Here is a 19,333-nt window from a genome sequence, read left to right on the forward strand (position 1 = left end):
GAAATCCCCGCCACAACTGACCGAACGGCTAGGTCAACCCGCTCAAAACAACTGAGCAGGCCTGCGTATTGCCATCTATCATCGGCATATCTCACTCTTTTTCTCGCGACTGACCGCCCCTATGCCCCTGACTGTCAAAGGCCCACGAAGCCGAGCCGCACGCTATTTCATCAGTGCAACCAGCGGCGTGTTGCCCATCTTGCTGGGGGTTGTGATTCTGTATTGGCAAGCCGAGCGCACCCTTGAACAAAGCACGGCGCAAACCGCTCAAGAAGCGGTGCGCCAGTTCGACTTGATGCTCGACAACACCGCCATTGCCGCCCAGGCGTTGCTGCCGCTGGCCGGTAAACCTTGTGACAGCGCCGCCAAGTTGGCGCTACGTGAACAAGTCACCCGCCGGCCGTTTGTACGGGCCACCACGCTGTCCTGGCAGAAAAACATCTATTGCAGCTCGTTGTTTGGCGACAGCTACCAATCGCCAGTCAACCCGGACGACTACGTCGATGGACGCCTGTGGTTGATGAAAGGCAACCCCGTCACACCCGATACCGCCCTGCTGGTGTACCGCCTGGTCCAAGGCGATCAAGGCGCGTTTGCCTCGGTTGACGGCTATCACCTCACCAACGCCTTACGCTTGATCAGCCGTTACGCGTACTTGGTATTGCACGTCGGCCCGAACTGGCTGGGTGCCGACGGCAAGGTGCATCAAGGCGCGTTGCCGGTATTTGCCGTGGCGCCACAACGCCTGGCTTCCGAGCGCTATCAATACAGTGTCGAGGCCGGAATGCCCGAGGGTGAAGTCTGGCGTTATATGCAGGCGCGGTATCCGGCGTTGTTCAGCCTGGTGGTGTTCTTCGGGATATTGGCGGGGCTGCTCGCTCACTGGCTACAAAAACGCTCGTCCGCGCCGACCCACGAGTTACAACGCGCCTTGGGGGCCAATGAGTTCATCCCGTATTTCCAACCGGTGGTACGCGGTGACACCCGCCAATGGGCCGGGTGTGAGGTGCTGATGCGTTGGAAGCATCCCAAAGAAGGCCTGGTGCGCCCGGACCTGTTTATCCCCCTGGCCGAAGACTCCGGCCTGATCGTGCCGATGACCCGTGCCCTGCTGCGCCAGACCGCCGCGCAACTGGCGCCTCATGCCGCACGCTTCAGCCCTGGCTTTCATATCGGCGTGAATATCACTGCGCGCCATTGCCAGGACATGGCGCTGGTGCAGGACTGCCAGGAATTCCTCGCCGCGTTCCCACCCGGCCAGGTCACCCTGGTGCTGGAGTTGACCGAGCGGGAGCTGATCGAACCCACCGAGACCACCCGGCGCCTGTTCGAGGCGCTGCATCAAATGGGGGTCATGATCGCCATTGATGATTTTGGCACCGGCCACTCCAGCTTGGGCTATTTGCGCAATTTCAATGTCGACTACTTGAAGATCGATCAAAGCTTTGTCGCCATGATCGGTGCGGATGCGCTGTCGCGGCATATTCTGGACAGCATCATAGAGTTGTCGGTCAAGCTGGATCTAGGCATTGTTGCCGAAGGCGTAGAAACAGCCCAACAGTGTGAATACCTCGTGGCCCAGGGCGTGGATTTCCTACAGGGTTACCTGTTTGGCCGACCATTACCCTGCGATGAATTCATTAAATCGTTGGGCATCGTGGAATAGCCTTGCGCGACCTATGATGAAAGATTGGTCTTTCTTTAAAAGACATGATTTACTCGGGCTGAATTAACTACTACAATTTTTTCTGCCTGTGCAGAACTCGCAGAAGGGTCTTTTTCGTTGACGTGGCTTAACGTTCTTGGCTTATAGCTTTGTCTGCAGTTGATATCAGCAACTACATTATTGGAGTACAGATTTTGTCCAGACTCGCCGAATTTCGCGCAGCAGAAAAAGCCCTTCAAGAGCAGCTTGCACAGCTGGAATCCTTGAAGAACGACGCTGGCCTGAAGAAAGAAATCGAATTCGAAGAAAAGCTCAAGACGCTGATGGGCAAATACGACAAGAGCCTGCGTGATGTGATCGCTATCCTTGATCCCGCGCCACGCAAAGGCGGTGCACCGGCCGCTGCCGCGCCTAAACAGCGCCGCGCACGGGTGGTCAAGGTTTACCACAACCCGCACACCGGCGAACTGATCGAGACCAAAGGTGGCAACCACCGCGGCCTCAAAGCCTGGAAAGAAGAGTACGGCGCTGCCACTGTAGACTCCTGGCTTCGCGGCTGAAACATGTACTAAAAAATAGCCCCGCATACGCGGGGCTTTTTTTGCTCTAACGGTTCGGAATCGAACTTAACTCAGCGTTCATGTTGTTCAAATTCGCTCAATTTGAGCGCGTCAAAGTTTCAGACTGTTACGCACCAAGCTGACTTCCTCCTTGCTCGCCTCGTACGCTTGCGCCTGGCCGGCGTATGAAAAAACATAGGCTTTTTCGACATCCAGCGCACCGACTAATGTTTGCGACAATACGTGTCGACCGTTCTCGGTAATCACGCAGGTAGTTTCCAACGCGTCAAGCCGACTCAATGTCGTAGGGTGCATTTTGCTGCACACGCTTTGATAACCGCCACGGGCAAAGTCTTTCTGGATAGACTTGCGCATCTCCAGCAACACGCCAGCAAGATTAACTTTGTGGCCGGCCTCAATTGGCGTTCCGGTCAACTCCATGACCATCAACGTGGCGCCATTTTCATCATTCTTGATCGCTCGTTGCCGGGACACGGCTTGGGGTTTGCCAGGGGGCTCGCCGTCAGGTACGACTTCTTCGACCTGCCAACCGCTGGGCCAATGGACCTCCGGCTCGGCGGCCAGCACAAACGGGCTGCCCAACAACACGCACACAGCACTCAACAGCGGCCTACGAAACTCGATCATTGCGAAAAACACCCAGGGTTCCAGCGGCAAAGTGTGCGGCCCGGCGCGCGCTGACCGCAAGGGTTGAGCGCGCTTTTTCATTTGGCGCAGCCGGTGCGCCTTGCGTATCATGGCCCGCCTGCATGGAGGCAGGCCGCAAGCCAATGGACCGCTCATCTCACATTTTTTCTGGAGGGCCCATGAGCCTGCACGAATTGAACACCTTCCCGGGCGTCACTGCCCAACCCGACAACGCCACGGCGAACTTCGTGTTCAACCACACCATGTTGCGGGTCAAGGACATCACCAAGTCGCTGGACTTCTACACGCGTATCCTGGGTTTCTCCCTGGTCGAGAAACGTGACTTCCCGGAAGCCGAATTCAGCCTGTACTTCCTGGCCCTGGTGGACAAGGCCCAGATCCCGGCCGACGCCGCCGAGCGTACCCAGTGGATGAAGTCGATTCCGGGCATCCTCGAACTGACCCACAACCACGGCACCGAAAACGATGCCGACTTTGCCTACCACAACGGCAACACCGACCCGCGAGGCTTTGGCCATATCTGTATCTCGGTGCCGGACATTGTCGCGGCGTGCGAACGCTTCGAAGCCTTGGGCTGTGATTTCCAGAAGCGCCTGACGGATGGCCGCATGAAGAGCCTCGCGTTCATCAAGGACCCGGATGCTTATTGGGTTGAGATCATCCAGCCGGCGCCGATGTAATAAGCACTGCGTGACGCGGAGCGTCACCGGATGCATTCCCACGCGGAGCGTGGGAACGAGAATCCCACGCCGAATGTGGGAACGAGAAAAACCCCATGATCGCTCATGGGGTTTTTCATTTTCAGCTCAGGATTTACGCCGGAGCAGAGGTGCGGATCAGGTGATCGAACGCGCTCAACGAAGCTTTGGCGCCCTCGCCTACTGCAATCACGATCTGCTTGTACGGCACGGTGGTGACGTCACCGGCAGCGAACACACCAGGCAGTGAGGTCTCGCCACGGGCATCGACAATGATCTCGCCACGCGGCGACAGTTCTACGGTGCCTTTGAGCCAATCAGTGTTGGGCAGCAAGCCAATCTGCACAAAGATGCCTTCGAGCTCGATGGTCTTGAACTCACCGCTGTCTCGGTCCTTGTAGGCAAGGCCGGTGACTTTCTGGCCATCGCCTTTGACTTCACTGGTCAATGCGCTGGTAATCACATCCACGTTCGGCAGGCTGTAGAGCTTGCGTTGCAACACGGCATCGGCGCGCAGCTTGCTGTCGAACTCAAGCAAGGTGACATGGCTGACGATACCGGCCAGGTCAATGGCCGCTTCCACGCCGGAGTTACCGCCGCCGATCACCGCCACACGCTTGCCTTTGAACAGCGGGCCATCGCAATGCGGGCAGAAGCACACACCCTTGGCCTTGTATTCCTGCTCGCCGGGCACGCCCATCTCTCTCCAGCGGGCGCCAGTGGCCAGGATCACGGTCTTGGACTTGAGTGTGGCACCGCTTTCGAAGCGAATTTCGTGCAGCTCACCGGCATTTTTTGCCGGTACCAGGCTGCTGGCGCGCTGCAGGTTCATGATATCCACGTCGTACTGACGTACATGGGCTTCCAGCGCGCTGGCCAGTTTCGGCCCTTCGGTTTCCTGTACCGAGATAAAGTTCTCGATGGACATGGTGTCCAGCACCTGGCCACCAAAGCGTTCAGCTGCCACACCGGTACGAATACCTTTACGTGCCGCGTAGATGGCAGCCGAGGACCCGGCCGGGCCACCGCCCACCACCAGGACGTCGAAGGCATCCTTGGCGCTGATTTTTTCCGCGGCTTTCTCGATACCGCTGGTGTCGAGCTTGGCGAGGATCTCTTCGAGGCCCATGCGGCCCTGGCCAAAGTTGACCCCGTTCAAGTAGACGCTCGGCACCGCCATGATCTGGCGCTCATCGACTTCGGCCTGGAACAGCGCCCCATCAATCGCGACGTGGCGGATGTTGGGGTTCAGCACGGCCATCAGGTTCAGCGCCTGGACCACGTCCGGGCAGTTCTGGCACGACAGCGAGAAGTAAGTCTCGAAGCTGAACTCGCCTTTGAGGGCGCGGATCTGTTCAATCACCTCGACACTGGCCTTCGACGGGTGGCCACCGATTTGCAGCAGGGCCAGCACCAGCGAAGTGAATTCATGGCCCATGGGGATGCCGGCGAAACGCAGGTTGATATCGGCACCCGGGCGGTTGATGGAGAACGATGGCTTGCGCGCATCATTGCCATCGGTGTTCAGGGTAATCAGCGTGGAGAGGCTGGTTACGTCCTGCAAAAGAGCAAGCATTTCCTGGGATTTCGCACCGTCGTCGAGGGAGGCGACGATCTCGATCGGCTGGGTGACCCGTTCCAGGTATGACTTCAACTGAGCTTTAAGATTGGCATCCAACATACGGGCGATTTCCTGTTCATTCGGTTTATTGCAGACAAAAAAACGCCCGAGCGAATCTCGCCCGGGCGTTTTGAGGGCGGATGCAGCTTACTTAAGTGCGGATACCCGCCCTTGATACGCGTTCACAGACTTAGATCTTGCCGACCAGGTCCAGAGACGGCGCCAGAGTGGCCTCGCCTTCTTTCCACTTGGCTGGGCAGACTTCACCAGGGTGGGCAGCAACGTACTGAGCGGCCTTGATCTTGCGCAGCAGCTCGGAAGCGTCACGGCCTACACCACCGTCGTTCAGCTCAACGATCTTGATCTGACCTTCTGGGTTGATCACGAAGGTGCCGCGGTCTGCCAGGCCAGCTTCTTCGATCAGCACGTCGAAGTTGCGGGAGATGGTCAGGGTTGGGTCGCCGATCATGGTGTACTGGATTTTGCCAATGGCTGGCGAAGTGTTGTGCCAGGCAGCGTGGGCAAAGTGGGTGTCGGTGGAAACGCTGTAGATTTCGACGCCCAGCTTCTGGAATTCGGCGTAGTTGTCAGCCAGGTCTTCCAGTTCGGTTGGGCAAACGAAGGTGAAGTCGGCTGGGTAGAAGAATACAACCGACCACTTGCCTTTCAGGTCAGCGTCGGTCACATCGACGAAGCTGCCGTTTTTGAAAGCGGTGGCTTTAAACGGTTTTACTTGGCTGTTGATGATAGGCATCGTTGACTCTCCGTCAGGGGTTAAGAAGTTGATGAGATGAATCCTACCGGCTCTTTCGGTCGATGGCTCATTGGCAAACCTGATGCTGACGATTGGCTTTCTCTATCAGGTAACGGTATTAATAGAAGAAATCTCAAATCAGCGGTTGGGTTGCCAGAGTCATGCCCAGAAACGGCGTCGCTTCAACATAGCGCATCGCGGATTTCATGTCGTTCCAGCCGACGTAACTCATCAGCGACTTCAAATCCCAGCCACTGCGATGCGCCCAAGTGGCAAAGCCCCGGCGCAGGGAGTGGCTGGTGTATTGCTCGGCGGGGATGCCTGCGTGCTCAAGGGCCTGGCGCAATAACGGGATCACGCTGTTGGGGTGCAAGCCCTCCTGGCCCAGGTTGCCCCAGCGGTCAATGCCGCGAAACACCGGGCCGCGCACCAAGGCCGAGGCGCTGAGCCACTCGCTATAAGCCTGCACCGGGCACAGCCGCAGCAACGCCGGGGCCTGGTAGGTCTTGCCGAGGTTGTCGCGATCACTTTTGCTGCGCGGCAAGTACAGGCTGATGCCAGCGCCCGGCACGGCTTGCACATGCTCAATGCTTAATCGGCACAGCTCATCACTGCGAAACCCGCGCCAGAAGCCCAGCAGAATCAGCGCAGCATCGCGCTTGGCCCGCAGCAAGCGCGGCTGATCGTGATGCTCGCTGGCCTGTTTGGCTTCAACGTCCAGGGCAGCGATTACTTGCTCCAAGTGCGAGAGCTGCAAAGGCTCGGCCTGCCGCTCCCGCGCCGGGTGCACGGCGCGGATGCCCTTGAGCACCTTGCGCACCACCGGCGCCTTCGTCGGGTCGGCAAACCCTTGGCTGGTATGCCATTGCGCCAATGCCGAGAGCCGCAGCTTCAAGGTATTGACCGCCAACACTCCGGCATGCGCCACCAGGTAACGCGCCACGCTGTCACTGGTGGCCGGCAGGAACCCTCCCCAACTGACTTCGAAATGCTCGATGGCCGCGCGGTAGCTGCGGCGCGTGTTGTCACGGGTGGCGGCGTTGAGATATCGGTCCAGGTCGCTCATAGGCGTCTTTTCGTACTGCTGACAGGTGGATGGCGGAGGAAAACACAGATAACACGGGATAATACGCCAATATCCCATCTGTTAAATCATGAATTTAAACGAGTTTTTAATCATGATATGGTACGTATCTACATACTATGTACCACATTACTAAATCGACGGAGACCCCATGGCTCGCGGCGGCATAAACAAAGCAGTAGTGCAGACGGCACGCCTGGCGATCCTCGCCCGTGGCGAAAACCCCAGCATCGATGCAGTGCGTATCGAAATGGGTAATACCGGCTCGAAAACCACGATTCATCGCTACTTGAAAGAGCTGGACGAAAGCGAATCACGACAAACCATCACCCAGGCGCCAATTGACGATGAGCTTGGCGAACTGGTCGCACGCCTGGCGCAACGCCTGAAAGAGAAGGCCCAAGAACCGATCGACCTGGCCCTGGCGCAATTCGAGCAACACAAAGCCGCCCTGCTCGCCCAAGTAGAAACCCTGGAAGAGGCGCAGACCCAGCTCAAACAGCAATTTGATATCCAGGCCGCAGCCCTCGCCGAAGAAAGCGCGGCGCTGCAAACCGCCAGTACCAGCCTGCAGACCGAGCAGACCCGTAACGCCGGGCTGAGCCAGGCGTGCAGCGACTACGAGCTGAGGCTCAAGGACAAGGACGAGCAGATTCGCTCACTGGAAGAAAAACACCTGCACGCCCGCGATGCGCTTGAGCATTACCGCAACGCCATCAAGGAGCAGCGCGAGCAGGAACAGCGTCGCCATGAAGGCCAGTTACAGCAGGTTCAGGCCGAATTGCGCCAGGCACAGCAAAGCGCGCTGGTGCGCCAGGATGAAATCACCCAGCTGCATCGCGATAACGAGCGTCTGCTGAGTGAGCAGCGAGTGACCGCCAAGGAATTGAATGCGCTGCAGGAGCAAACTCGTCAGGACCAGGCTCTACAGCTGAAACTCAAGGAGCAGCTCAGCCAGATCGACAGCGAACGCACCCTGCTCCAGGAACGCCTGCGCGTGGCCGTGCAGGACAGCCAATCACGCCAGGCAGCACTGCTGGAACACCAGCAGCACAACAAAGCGCTTGAGCTGGACCTGGTCAAGGCCCAGGCAAGCATCGAAGCCCTGCGCTTGGCGGCCGTCGTTGCAACGGCGCCAGAGGCAGCAGAGCCAAGCTGATCAATCCGCCACAGGCGTGCGCATGGTGACGAATTCTTCCGCCGCCGTAGGATGCACGCCGATGGTTTCATCGAAATGCTGCTTGGTCGCGCCCGCCTTGAGCGCGATCGCCAGCCCTTGCACGATTTCACCCGCATCCGGGCCGACCATGTGGCAACCCAGCACTTTGTCGGTGTCGGCGTCGACCACCAGCTTCATCAGGGTCTTTTCCTGGCAATCGGTGAGGGTCAGCTTCATCGGCCGGAAACGGCTTTCAAAGATCTGCACGTTGTGGCCGTTCTTGCGTGCATCTTCTTCTGTGAGACCGACTGTGCCGATATTCGGCAGGCTGAACACCGCCGTCGCGATATTGGCGTAATCCACCGCGCGGTATTGCTCGGGCTTGAACAACCGCCGCGCCACGGCCATGCCTTCAGCCAGGGCCACCGGCGTCAGCTGCACACGACCAATCACATCGCCAATTGCCAGGATCGACGGCTCAGCAGTCTGGTAGAGATCATCCACCGCGACGAAACCGCGTTCGTCCAGTTTGACCCCGGTGTTTTCCAGGCCCAGGTTATCCAGCATTGGGCGGCGGCCGGTGGCGTAGAACACGCAATCGGCCTCCAGCACGCGGCCATCCTTCAACGTGGCTTTGAGGCTGCCATCGGCTTGCTTATCGATGCGTTCGATGTCGGCATTGAACTGCAAGTCCAGGCCGCGCTTGGTCAGCTCTTCTTGCAGATGTTTGCGCACCGAACCGTCAAAGCCGCGCAAGAACAAGTCGCCGCGATACAGCAATGAAGTGTGTGCACCCAAGCCGTGGAAGATGCCGGCGAACTCAACGGCGATATAGCCACCACCCACCACCAGCACGCGCTTGGGTAGCTCTTTGAGGAAGAATGCCTCGTTGGAACCAATGGCGTGCTCGCGCCCTGGAATCTCAGGGATCTGCGGCCAGCCGCCGGTGGCGATCAGGATGTGCTTGGCAGTGAAGCGCTCACCGTTAATCTCCACCTGATGGGCATCGACCAGGCGTGCATGCCCTTCATGCAGGGTCACGCCACTGTTGACCAACAGGTTACGATAGATGCCGTTGAGGCGGTTGATCTCGCGATCCTTGTTGGCGATCAAGGTCGCCCAATCAAAGTTCGCCTCGCCCAGGGACCAGCCAAAGCCACTGGCCTGCTCAAAATCTTCGGCAAAATGCGCGCCGTACACCAACAGCTTCTTTGGTACACAGCCGACGTTCACACAGGTACCACCCAGGTAGCGGCTCTCCGCCACGGCCACCTTGGCGCCAAAGCCAGCGGCAAAGCGCGCCGCGCGAACACCGCCGGAACCGGCGCCAATTACATACAGGTCAAAATCGTAGGCCATTTCACTCTCCTCGGCAGGACACCAGCATACCGACTTACATGGGGCTGAAAAACGAAAAAGCCACCCGAAGGTGGCTTTCGCTTAAAACGTACCGGCAAGCGTGAATCAGTAAGCCTTGCCCGTCTTGTAAAAATGCTCGTAGCAGAAGTTGGTCGCTTCGATGTAGCCCTCAGCACCGCCGCAGTCGAAACGTTGGCCCTTGAACTTGTAGGCAATCACGCAACCGTCTTTGGCTTGCTTGAGCAGAGCGTCGGTGATCTGGATCTCGCCGCCCTTGCCTGGCTCGGTCTCTTCGATCAGTTTGAAGATGTCCGGGGTAAGGATGTAACGACCGATGATCGCCAGGTTCGACGGTGCATCTTCCGGCGCTGGCTTCTCGACCATGTCGCGTACGCGGATCAGGCCATCGCCAATATCGTCACCGGCGATAACACCGTACTTATTGGTTTCGGTTGGGTTGACTTCCATCACGGCAACGATGGTGCAACGGTATTTCTGGTAGAGCTTGACCATCTGGGTCAGCACACCGTCGCCTTCCAGGTTGACGCACAAGTCATCCGCCAGGACCACGGCGAACGGTTCGTCACCGATCAGCGGGCGGCCGGTAAGGATGGCGTGGCCGAGGCCTTTCATTTGAGTCTGACGGGTGTAGGAGAACGAGCACTCGTCGAGCAATTTACGGATACCGACCAGATATTTTTCCTTGTCGGTGCCTTTGATCTGGTTTTCCAGCTCATAGCTGATGTCGAAGTGGTCTTCCAGCGCGCGCTTACCACGACCCGTGACGATGGAGATCTCGTTCAAACCGGCATCCAGAGCCTCTTCCACACCGTACTGAATCAGTGGCTTGTTCACCACTGGCAGCATTTCTTTGGGCATGGCTTTGGTCGCTGGCAAGAAGCGAGTGCCGTAACCGGCTGCTGGGAACAAGCATTTCTTGATCATATGAGTCCTTACAAAGGGCTGTGCGTACGGAATTCGGCGCAGTCTAATCAGGCCGCAGTCACCTTACAATGGGTCCTGCTGGCGTTGCGATGTCATCATAGAGAAAAAATGTCGGCGTAAGTTCCGCTGATCCTGCAAAGGGTGTCACCAGCGGTCAGTCAGAACCCGACTTGGCCCCTTGTTTAAAAGGGCTGCAATGGTTTTAGCACGCTTTTGCCCCTCAGGCACTGGCCCGCAACAACTTGCGCCCTGCCCCGGCATTTGGCGCTATCATGAGCGCCTTGAACCAAGACCACGAGATTGCCAACAGATGTCAGAACCCAAAGGTGTAAACGGCTACCTGATCACGAAGCGAGCAGACGGCTGGCACTTGATCAATTTTCACGGCGACAGCGTTGCCGGTGTATTCGAGACCGAAAGCATGGCGATTGCCGTCGCCGAGGTGTTTGTGGATGAAGCCGGCCATGCATCGAGCAAGCGGCCGAAAACCAAGTAAGCCTGGTTGCACTGCTTTGAAAGCCCCGTTAAGCGGGGCTTTTTTGTGGCTGTTGCCCAGGCCTCATCACCGCCACCGCCCGAAGCCCGGCTAGTTGTTTCGCGCTATTAATGTCTATTGATTTTCACGGTATGTCATCTCATTCTTACAGCCATAACCCCAACTAAATTATTCTCATTTAGCAGCATGTAGTTCATTTCTTACAGCCAAAATAAAAGTTTTGGCAAAGTGCCATATTCTTCCTATAAGTCGTGATACTGCCTGCCCACACCAATAAGCGAATGTGACGACTTACTTTTTAAAGCCGCCATCACACAATCGCTTCCGCCTCAAACGTGCGCCCCAATGGCAATACAACTAGTTGGAAAGTTTTAACTTCTGACTGGTACTCGACTGACGATCAGCCGAGTTTGCTGCCGGCCACTCTTGAGGTGAAACGTCAGCCCCACGCCAACAGGTGGCGGGGCTCTTCCATGACATTTTTATGTGGGCATCTGCAAATGAAAACTACGTTCAAAACTGCACTGTTAACCATCGGCCTGTTCGCGGGTTCCATGTCCGGCGCTCAGGCGGCAGATGGAACAGTTACCTTTCTGGGATCGGTCCACTCAGGTGCCTGCTCCATCAAGCCTGAATCGGTAGATCAGACCATTCACCTGGGCGCCATCGCCAAGCATCAATTGCAGGCAGGCGGTAAGTCCGAAGCTCGCCGTGTGCTTATTGAGCTGGAAGGTTGCGACCTGACGGACCTGACCGATAACACCGTGACCACGACCTTCACCGCAGCCCCTTCGACCGACGTGCCTGGGGCCATCGGCACCGTCGGCACCGCAGGCCGCGTCGGCATCATGATGACCCACGGCGGCAGCCCTATCCAACTGGGTGTGGCAACCACTCCCCAGGCCATTTCCACCGGTGACAACACGCTGGAATTCGGCGCCTTTGTTCAAGGCGCGGCGACCGGCGACATCGTGCCGGGTGACTTCAGCGCGGTCACCAATTTCACCTTGGCTTATCAGTAAGTAGCCCCCCCGCCACTTCAGGGTGGCGGGGGGAACGGGTGGGAGATAACGGTGAAAAAACTCATAAGTCTGGCGATGAGCTCGTCATTGGCGGTGGCCATCAGCCCTTGGGTGTTCGCGCAGGAGCCTGCGCAAGGTGAAGGTGTCATCACGCTCGGTGGCAGGGTCGTTGACTCCGCGTGCGGGTTGGAACTAACCAGTGCCGATCAAACCATCGAGATGCCCGCCGAGCCCATTGGCCGGCTCTTGCGCAATGCGCTGGGCGAACCACACCCCTTTGACTTGCGCCTGGTCAACTGCTCATTGACGCGCCCAGACCCTTCACGCCCGGGTGCAACGCTACCCGACTGGGAGCATTTGCGGGTCACGTTCGACGGCCCGCGCGACCGGGACGGTCGCTCTTTTGCTGCCTTCGGCGATTCACAGGGCGTTGCCTTTCACATCTGGGATTCGGCCGGCCAGGAGAGCGTGCCGGGCGAGCCGATGGCGCCGCACCCCTTGGCCGAAGGCGACATGACACTTCACTACACGTTGCGGCTGGTAGGTAACGGGCTGCCCTTGGCGCCGGGCGCTCACCGCGTCGCCGTGCGGTTCAAGTTGGAATACTTTTGAACATTGATGGGTTGCTTTCATGCTGAATGCGTCGAAGATCAAACATACGCTGCGCCCCACGCTGGTTGGCGGGCTGATGTCACTGGCAGGCACAGCCTTGGGTGCCGGGGATATCGAATTCAATACCGACGTTCTTGACCTGAATGATCGCACCAATATCGATTTGTCGCGGTTTTCGCGCAGCGGTTTCATTCTGCCCGGCACCTACACGATGCTTGTGCAGCTCAATGGCCAGGCGCTTTCCGAGCAGTCGGTGGCGTTTTATCCCCCCGATGATGACCCGAAGGGTAGCCAGGCCTGCTTGTCCGCAGAGCTCGTGGCGCAACTGGGCCTGAAGGCGATCGAAGCAGCCAGGCTCACAGGGTGGAAAGGCGACGAGTGCCTGGACCTTCAAGGCTTGCCAGGTGCCGAGGTGACTGCAGACCTGGCCACCTCAACATTGAGCATCAACCTGCCCCACGCCTACCTTGAGTACAGCGCCCTCAACTGGGATCCGCCTGCACGCTGGGATGAAGGCGTACCGGGACTGTTGATCGACTACAACCTGACGGCGCAGTCCAACGCCCAGAAAAACGAGCGCACCCGCAACCACCTCAGTGGCAACGGAACGCTGGGGGCCAATGCCGGAGCCTGGCGCCTGAGGGCCGACTGGCAAGGTCGCGTCGACAGCGCAAGGGACCGTTCCGCCGGGGAACAGAAGCTGGAGTGGAGTCGCTATTACGCTTACCGCGCCATTCCTTCACTGAAGGCGCGGCTGGTGGTTGGCGAAAACTACCTGTATTCGGACCTGTTCGACAGTTTCCGCTTTACCGGTGCCGCGTTGACGTCGGACGAAAGCCAGTTGCCGCCCAACTTGCGCGGTTACGCCCCTGAAGTGGTGGGGTTGGCCAAGACCAACGCCAGGGTGGTCGTCAGCCAGCAAGGGCGCGTGTTGTATGAAACCCTGGTGGCCGCTGGCCCCTTTCGCATCCAGGACCTCAATGACGCTGTCACCGGTACGCTGGATGTGCGGGTAGAGGAGCAAGACGGTTCGGTACAGACCTTCAAGCTCAACACCGCAGGCGTCCCCTACCTGACGCGCCCTGGGCAAGTTCGATACAAGCTGGCGAGCGGGCGGCCTTCGGACCTTCAATATGGCGCTGACGGTAACTTTTTCGGCACTGGGGAGTTCTCCTGGGGTGTGAGCAACGGCTGGTCGTTGTTCGGCGGCGCCATCACCGACAACAACTACCGGGCCGCCACTATCGGCGCAGGCCGCGACCTGTTGGCATTGGGCGCGTTATCCCTGGATATCACCCAGTCCCGGGCTGAGGTGTGGAATCAAACGCTCTCGGGTAAATCCTACCGCCTGCAATATTCAAAGAACTTTGAACAATACGACAGCCAGGTCACCTTCGCCGGTTATCGGTTCTCCGACAAGAACTTCTTGAGCATGAGTGAATACCTCGACGCTCGTCATTACGGCAGGAACGGCGAACTGGCGGGCCGCGGACAATACGACGAATTCGGTCAATATGCCGGTGAATTCAAACCTATTGGTGGCAGCAAAGCGCTGTATACAGCGACTGTTAACAAACAATTTCGCGACTTGGGCGCCACGGTCTACGCCAGTTATAACAAACAAACTTACTGGTCGCGGCCAGCTACCCAGCGCTGGAACTTGTCGGTGTCCCGCTACTTCAATGTGGGCACCGTCAAAAACATGAGTTTGTCACTCAATGTTTATCGCACGCTGGATTACAACTACAAGGATAACGGCATGGCGCTGACGGTCAGCCTGCCGTTGGGACGCAGCGGCACGCTGTCGCTGGACGCCAACCGGGCCGCAGGCAAAAACGGCTTTTCCACGCGCTACAGCGATCGCCTCGACGAGCGCAACAGCTACCAACTGACCGCCAGCGATAATTCGGCCAGCGGCTATCTGAGCCACATGGGTGATCAAGCAGACCTGACGCTCGCCGCCAGCCGGCAACAAGACAGTCGCACCAGCCTCAGCCTGTCAGCCCGCGGCGGTGGCACGCTCACGTCTCACGGCGCAGCCCTGCATCGCACCAACAGCATGGGCGGTACCCGTTTGATGGTGGATACCGGCGGCGTGCCTGACGTGCCGGTGCGTGGTTACGGCTCGCCGACCCGCAGCAACGCCTTTGGTAAAGCCGTCATTGCCGATCTGAGCAGCTACCAGCGTACGGCGGCCAGCGTCGATCTGGAGAGCCTGCCGAGCAATGTCGAAGCCACTCAATCTGTCACCCAACTGACCCTTACCGAAGGCGCCATTGGTTATCGCGCTCTGGACGTGATTGCCGGTGAAAAAGCCATGGCGGTGCTGCGGCTGCCCGATGGCAGCTCGCCGCCCTTCGGTGCGACGGTCCAGAACGCCAAGCAGCAGGACACCGGCATCGTGAATGACGGCGGCAATGTCTACCTCAGCGGCATTCAAGCCGGCGAACAGATGGTCGTCAGTTGGGGCGGGAACGAGCGCTGCACCCTCACCCTTCCGGATGTCTTGCCTACTGACGGCCTGAGCAACGCCCTGCAACTGGACTGCCGAATCGCAGCCACCGACCAACCCTTGTCCGCGCCGGCAGAGCTGACCGGCAAGCCCACCGCTACGGAGACCACATCCTCATGACCCTGTGCAAACGCGTCACCCTCTCGACCCTCACCCTGCTGACGCTCGCCTTGAGCCACAGTGCCAACGCCGCGATCGGCCTGGACCGTACCCGCGTGATTTTCGACGGCGGCAAGGACGCCACCAGCGTGAACATCACCAATAACAATACCCAATTGCCCTACCTGGCCCAGGGCTGGATCGAGAATGAAGAGGGCCAGAAACTCACCACGCCCTTGATCGTGCTGCCCCCGGTGCAGCGCCTGGAGCCGGGCAAACAGAGCCAGGTAAAAGTCCAGGCCCTGCCGGCGGCCAAGTCGTTGCCCCAGGACCGAGAGACGGTCTACTACTTCAACCTGCGGGAAATTCCGCCGCGTACTGACAAGGCCAACACCCTGCAAATCGCGCTGCAAACCCGGATCAAATTGTTCTACCGGCCTCAAGCCATTACGCCCAGCCAGCAAGACCTGTCCAACCCCTGGCAGGAAAAACTGACCCTGACCCGGCAAGGCGAGCATTACCGGGTGAATAACCCGACGCCCTACTACGTGACCCTGGTGGATGCGCGCAGCACCAAGGAGGGCAAGACCGTGGCCGGTTTCGAGCCGGTGATGGTGCCGCCCAAAGGTACGTTGATCCTCGGCCCCACCGCCAAGGCCCTAGGCCCTACCCCTCACTTGGCCTACGTCAATGATTACGGCGGCCGTCCGCTGCTGGCCTTCACCTGCAGCGGCGAGACGTGCAAGGTCAACCTGCAAGCAGCACCGCCCAAACAGTAAGCCTGCCGCTGGAGTCAGCCATGAAGTTTCATTACATAAAGGCATTGGGCGGCCTGTTACTGGCCTTTGGAGGGAGCGCGCAGGCCGAGGATATCGAGGGCATGAATGGCGTGCTGAATATTTCCGGGTCCATGCACGAAACCCCGTGCAGCCTGGAAATGACCTCACTGCATCAGACCATTGAACTGGGCGACGTCTCCACCAGCCAGTTACGCCGGCCTGGCGACCAGGCCAACCAGGTGGCTTTTCAGTTGCGCTTTACCGAGTGCAACCGCACCGCCGGCAGTATCCGCAGTGAACGCACCGGCAACCTGACGTGGAGCGCCTTTCAACCGGTGCTGTCGGTGGCGTTCCTCGCGCCTGCCGATGACGACGATTCGCGCCTGGTCAAAGTGCAAGGCATCACCGGCCTGGGGCTGCAGTTGACCGACGCCCTGGGGCGGGACGTACAACTGGGCCAACGCGGCGAACCGCTGTTCTTGCCCCTGGGCGGTAATACCAAGACCTGGAACGTTCGGCCCACGCGCACCGCTGCGCCATTGACCAGCGGGGCGTTCCGGGCCGTGGTGGATTTCAGGCTCAATTATGAGTAAGGGCAGAACCATGGCTAAGTCATACGGCCCCTGGGCCGTGTTAATGGGCAGCGGCTTGCTCTGGGCGCTCAGCCTGGGGGCGCAGGCCGAGACCAATCTGACCATCCGCGCGGTGATCATCGCGCCGCCGCCGTGTGTCATCAACAGCGGCAGTACGCTCGACGTGCCTTTTGGCAACGACCTGCTGACCTCGCGAGTCGACGGGGTCAATTACCGCCGTGGCGTGCCGTACACCGTCACCTGCAGCGCCCCTTTCAGCAACGCGCTGACCCTGGAACTTCGGGGCACCGGTGCCGCATTCGACAGCCGCGTGCTGGTCACCCGCAAGCCGGATCTTGGGGTAAAGCTGTTCGTCAATGGCGCCGATTGGCCACTGAACACGGCGGTGAACTTCACCTACCCCAACGTGCCGGTGGTGCAGGCGGTACCCGTCAAACGCCCGGGCAGCACGCTGACGGGAGGCGCATTCGATGCGGCCGCCACCCTCGTGGTCGATTATCAATGAAGAGGAATGACCAATGATCTGTTGGCCGCAGCGAGCGTTGCTCGCCTTGTGCTCCATGGGCCTGTGCAGCGCTGCATCGGCCAACCTGACGTTCAGCGGCACACTGAATGAGCCTCCCCCTTGCACCATCGATGCGGGCAACACCATCGAGGTGGATTTTGGCGATGTCGGGATCAAGCGCGTCGACGGTGTGCAGTACCGAAAAGGCGTGGGCTACACCATCAACTGCGGCACCGACACGCTGCCATGGGCGTTGAAATTGAGTGTCAACGGCACGGCAACCACGTTTGACGGCGCGGCGGTACAGACGAGTGTGCCGGCGCTGGGCATCCGGGTTTTCCAGAACAACCTGCCTTTTTCACTCAATACGCCACTGGATATCAGCCTGTCATCGCCACCCGTATTGGAAGTAGTGCCGGTCAAACAGCCCGGCGCAACCCTGGCGCCCGCAAGGTTTAACGCGGTGGCCACGCTGTTGGCCGAATACCAGTAGGAGTCGAATCAATGGGACATACACACCGTGCAGCGCTGGTATTGGCCTTGAGCCTGGCCGCCGACACCAAAGCAGCGGACAACCTGAGTTTCAAGGGCAACCTGGTCCAGGAGGCCTGCACCCTGCGACCGGGCGACGAGGCCGTCACCCTGGAGCTCTGGGACGTTACCAGCAAGCACCTTTATCTCAACACCCGCTCACAGGGCAAGGATTTCAACCTGCACCTGGAGAACTGCGACACCACCATTGGCGCCACGGTCAGCATCACCTTTGGCGGCAGGGAAAACACCGCGTTGCCCGGCATGCTCGCACTGGATGGCGGCAGTGGCGCCTCAGGCATCGGGGTGGGCATAGAGACGCCGAGCAACAAGCCACTGCCGCTGAATTCGCCCAGCGATGCGCAGGTATTGATAGATGGCAGCAATGTGATCGCGCTGAAAGCCTTTGTGCAGGGCGAGCCGCAGGCCATCAGCGACCAGACCATCGGCCGAGGCGCGTACAGGGTGACCTCGACTTTTACGTTGGACTATCCGTAGCCGTTGTTGGGCTTGAACGGCTTGGGCAAACCTTAACTCTCTTCCGGATGGTCACCCACAGTGACATCCGGATAGAGGAGCAATGAGAGATCAAAATGAAACGACTCTATGGAGCGATAGTGCTTCTCGTCCTGCTGAGTGTGACTACGACCGTGCGAGCAGCGGATTGCCGCATTAATGGCGGTGCATGGAAATACGTCGGCGACGGCGGGATCCTGAACCTGGAGGTCCCCGTCAACGTTAGCCTCGGTTCGGACAGCACTCGTATCCTTCTCGAAGGCGCATGGCTGGAATGCCGATTTACGCCCTCCCATGCTCACCCTACGCGCATAGACTTTTGGGGGACCTCTGCACAAGCCGGGAACCCCTGGGTACCCGGGCCGAAATTCAACAATCAGGGCACCGGCCTACGCATAAACGGCGCGTTTTATAACACCCCGGTGCCGTTTAACATCCGGATCGCGACCATGCCTAACAACTTTGTGGCGTATCCCATCTATGTAACCCCCTATATCCTGCTGCGCAACGACCCCAGCAACCCGATCAGCGTGGTAATAGGTGACATTCTGGGCGCGCTGAATCTGCACCAGACGAATAATTACAGCTTTGGAAGCACGCGCCTCGTCCTCACGTACAAAGCCGCCAACAACTTCGGCATCTCGCCGTCGACCTGCACCATCAACAATAACAACCCCATCGAGATCAACTTCGGCAATGTGCAACAGCGGGCCATCGGCACCGACCCCCTTACCACCTCGGTGCGCGCCAACCGCAGGCTCACCTATTCATGCCCCAATGGTGGGATCAACACCGACATCACCATCACCTACAAAGGCATTTCGACGTCGTTCGACGACAGGCTATTGGTGATGAGCAACCCGAACGTGGGCACCGCCCTCGTGCGTGCGGGCTCAGCGGTGAAGGTCAACGGTTCATTCCGCACCCGCATCACCAACAGCATGGGAGGCGATGATGTGACCTTTTCGCTCGTACGACGAGCGGGCGACTTCCCTGCTGCCGGAGCGATCAGCGGAAGTGGCGTGCTGGTAATGGGCGTGCCATGACTATTACTGGCTGACTTATAGGGTGTGCAAACGCAGTACGGGTAACCTGCCACTGCACACCCGATGGCAGTTCGCTATAATCGCCGCCAACGCCCCACGACAGTGTC

General features: G+C 58.8%; 20 protein-coding genes. 14 read left to right on the top strand and 6 right to left on the bottom strand.

The genetic code is table 11. The features are described 5' to 3' along the window. The first annotated feature begins 121 nt into the window (after positions 1 to 121). Entirely contained in the window at positions 122 to 1,666 is a 1,545-nt protein-coding gene (locus V8689_RS14625; RefSeq protein ID WP_056783276.1) for an EAL domain-containing protein, read from the top strand. Between the two features lie 194 nt (positions 1,667 to 1,860). Further along, positions 1,861 to 2,226 carry a histone-like nucleoid-structuring protein, MvaT/MvaU family gene (locus V8689_RS14630; protein WP_003191298.1) on the top strand — a complete coding sequence of 122 codons (366 nt, stop codon included), beginning with the start codon at positions 1,861 to 1,863 and terminating at the stop codon, positions 2,224 to 2,226. Positions 2,227 to 2,337: 111 nt separating this feature from the next. Here the strand turns inward: V8689_RS14630 and V8689_RS14635 are convergent, their stop codons facing one another. Beyond that, complete coding sequence (locus V8689_RS14635; protein WP_056783611.1) at positions 2,338 to 2,874, bottom strand: DUF4946 domain-containing protein; 537 nt, start codon at positions 2,872 to 2,874, stop codon at positions 2,338 to 2,340. Between the two features lie 179 nt (positions 2,875 to 3,053). Between V8689_RS14635 and gloA the strand changes: the two genes are divergently transcribed. Continuing rightward, positions 3,054 to 3,575 carry a lactoylglutathione lyase gene (gloA, locus tag V8689_RS14640; RefSeq protein WP_003191301.1) on the top strand — a complete coding sequence of 174 codons (522 nt, stop codon included), beginning with the start codon at positions 3,054 to 3,056 and terminating at the stop codon, positions 3,573 to 3,575. Between the two features lie 133 nt (positions 3,576 to 3,708). Here gloA and ahpF read toward each other — a convergent pair whose 3' ends face one another. The 3 genes from ahpF to V8689_RS14655 form a co-directional block, all read right to left on the bottom strand. Next, positions 3,709 to 5,274, bottom strand: a complete 1,566-nt coding sequence (gene ahpF, locus V8689_RS14645; RefSeq protein ID WP_056783278.1) for an alkyl hydroperoxide reductase subunit F — start codon at positions 5,272 to 5,274, stop codon at positions 3,709 to 3,711. 130 nt (positions 5,275 to 5,404) lie between these two features. Further along, positions 5,405 to 5,968 (bottom strand): alkyl hydroperoxide reductase subunit C, encoded by a 564-nt coding sequence (ahpC, locus tag V8689_RS14650; protein WP_003191303.1) that lies wholly within the window; start codon positions 5,966 to 5,968, stop codon positions 5,405 to 5,407. A 133-nt stretch (positions 5,969 to 6,101) separates the two neighbouring features. Continuing rightward, positions 6,102 to 7,034, bottom strand: coding sequence for a site-specific integrase (locus V8689_RS14655; RefSeq protein ID WP_056783280.1), 933 nt, complete (start codon positions 7,032 to 7,034; stop codon positions 6,102 to 6,104). Positions 7,035 to 7,203: 169 nt separating this feature from the next. Here V8689_RS14655 and V8689_RS14660 point away from each other — a divergent pair, with 169 nt between their 5' ends. Beyond that, positions 7,204 to 8,211 (top strand): DNA-binding protein, encoded by a 1,008-nt coding sequence (locus tag V8689_RS14660; RefSeq protein ID WP_056783282.1) that lies wholly within the window; start codon positions 7,204 to 7,206, stop codon positions 8,209 to 8,211. Here V8689_RS14660 and gorA read toward each other — a convergent pair whose 3' ends face one another. Together gorA and galU are read right to left on the bottom strand one after the other, a co-directional pair. Beyond that, entirely contained in the window at positions 8,212 to 9,570 is a 1,359-nt protein-coding gene (gene gorA / locus V8689_RS14665) for a glutathione-disulfide reductase (RefSeq protein ID WP_056783284.1), read from the bottom strand. Positions 9,571 to 9,675: 105 nt separating this feature from the next. Next, positions 9,676 to 10,515 (bottom strand): UTP--glucose-1-phosphate uridylyltransferase GalU, encoded by an 840-nt coding sequence (galU, locus tag V8689_RS14670; protein ID WP_003173830.1) that lies wholly within the window; start codon positions 10,513 to 10,515, stop codon positions 9,676 to 9,678. A 310-nt stretch (positions 10,516 to 10,825) separates the two neighbouring features. Here galU and V8689_RS14675 point away from each other — a divergent pair, with 310 nt between their 5' ends. The 10 genes from V8689_RS14675 (at position 10,826) to V8689_RS14720 (ending at position 19,226) form a co-directional block, all read left to right on the top strand. After that, the gene (locus V8689_RS14675; RefSeq protein WP_003191311.1) at positions 10,826 to 11,011 is read left to right on the top strand and encodes a hypothetical protein; all 186 of its coding nucleotides are present in this window, start codon (positions 10,826 to 10,828) and stop codon (positions 11,009 to 11,011) included. 500 nt (positions 11,012 to 11,511) lie between these two features. Further along, entirely contained in the window at positions 11,512 to 12,033 is a 522-nt protein-coding gene (locus V8689_RS14680; RefSeq protein WP_056783286.1) for a fimbrial protein, read from the top strand. Between the two features lie 51 nt (positions 12,034 to 12,084). Continuing rightward, complete coding sequence (locus tag V8689_RS14685; protein ID WP_056783288.1) at positions 12,085 to 12,645, top strand: fimbrial protein; 561 nt, start codon at positions 12,085 to 12,087, stop codon at positions 12,643 to 12,645. Positions 12,646 to 12,664: 19 nt separating this feature from the next. Next, entirely contained in the window at positions 12,665 to 15,277 is a 2,613-nt protein-coding gene (locus V8689_RS14690) for an outer membrane usher protein (protein ID WP_081089382.1), read from the top strand. Beyond that, positions 15,274 to 16,035 carry a fimbria/pilus periplasmic chaperone gene (locus V8689_RS14695; RefSeq protein WP_056783290.1) on the top strand — a complete coding sequence of 254 codons (762 nt, stop codon included), beginning with the start codon at positions 15,274 to 15,276 and terminating at the stop codon, positions 16,033 to 16,035. The genes V8689_RS14690 and V8689_RS14695 overlap by 4 nt, the downstream gene beginning before the upstream one ends. A 20-nt stretch (positions 16,036 to 16,055) precedes the next feature. Next, positions 16,056 to 16,628, top strand: coding sequence for a fimbrial protein (locus V8689_RS14700; protein ID WP_056783292.1), 573 nt, complete (start codon positions 16,056 to 16,058; stop codon positions 16,626 to 16,628). Positions 16,629 to 16,638: 10 nt separating this feature from the next. Further along, positions 16,639 to 17,133: a fimbrial protein gene (locus V8689_RS14705; protein ID WP_056783293.1), complete on the top strand. Its 495-nt coding sequence runs from the start codon at positions 16,639 to 16,641 to the stop codon at positions 17,131 to 17,133. Positions 17,134 to 17,146: 13 nt separating this feature from the next. Next, positions 17,147 to 17,626: a fimbrial protein gene (locus tag V8689_RS14710; RefSeq protein ID WP_056783295.1), complete on the top strand. Its 480-nt coding sequence runs from the start codon at positions 17,147 to 17,149 to the stop codon at positions 17,624 to 17,626. A gap of 11 nt (positions 17,627 to 17,637) precedes the next feature. Then, positions 17,638 to 18,162, top strand: coding sequence for a fimbrial protein (locus V8689_RS14715; protein ID WP_056783297.1), 525 nt, complete (start codon positions 17,638 to 17,640; stop codon positions 18,160 to 18,162). Positions 18,163 to 18,257: 95 nt separating this feature from the next. Beyond that, positions 18,258 to 19,226, top strand: a complete 969-nt coding sequence (locus tag V8689_RS14720) for a fimbrial protein (RefSeq protein ID WP_056783299.1) — start codon at positions 18,258 to 18,260, stop codon at positions 19,224 to 19,226. The last annotated feature ends 107 nt before the right edge of the window (positions 19,227 to 19,333 follow it).

This window comes from Pseudomonas sp. AK181 (assembly GCF_051122975.1).
Classification (GTDB): domain Bacteria; phylum Pseudomonadota; class Gammaproteobacteria; order Pseudomonadales; family Pseudomonadaceae; genus Aquipseudomonas; species Aquipseudomonas lactis.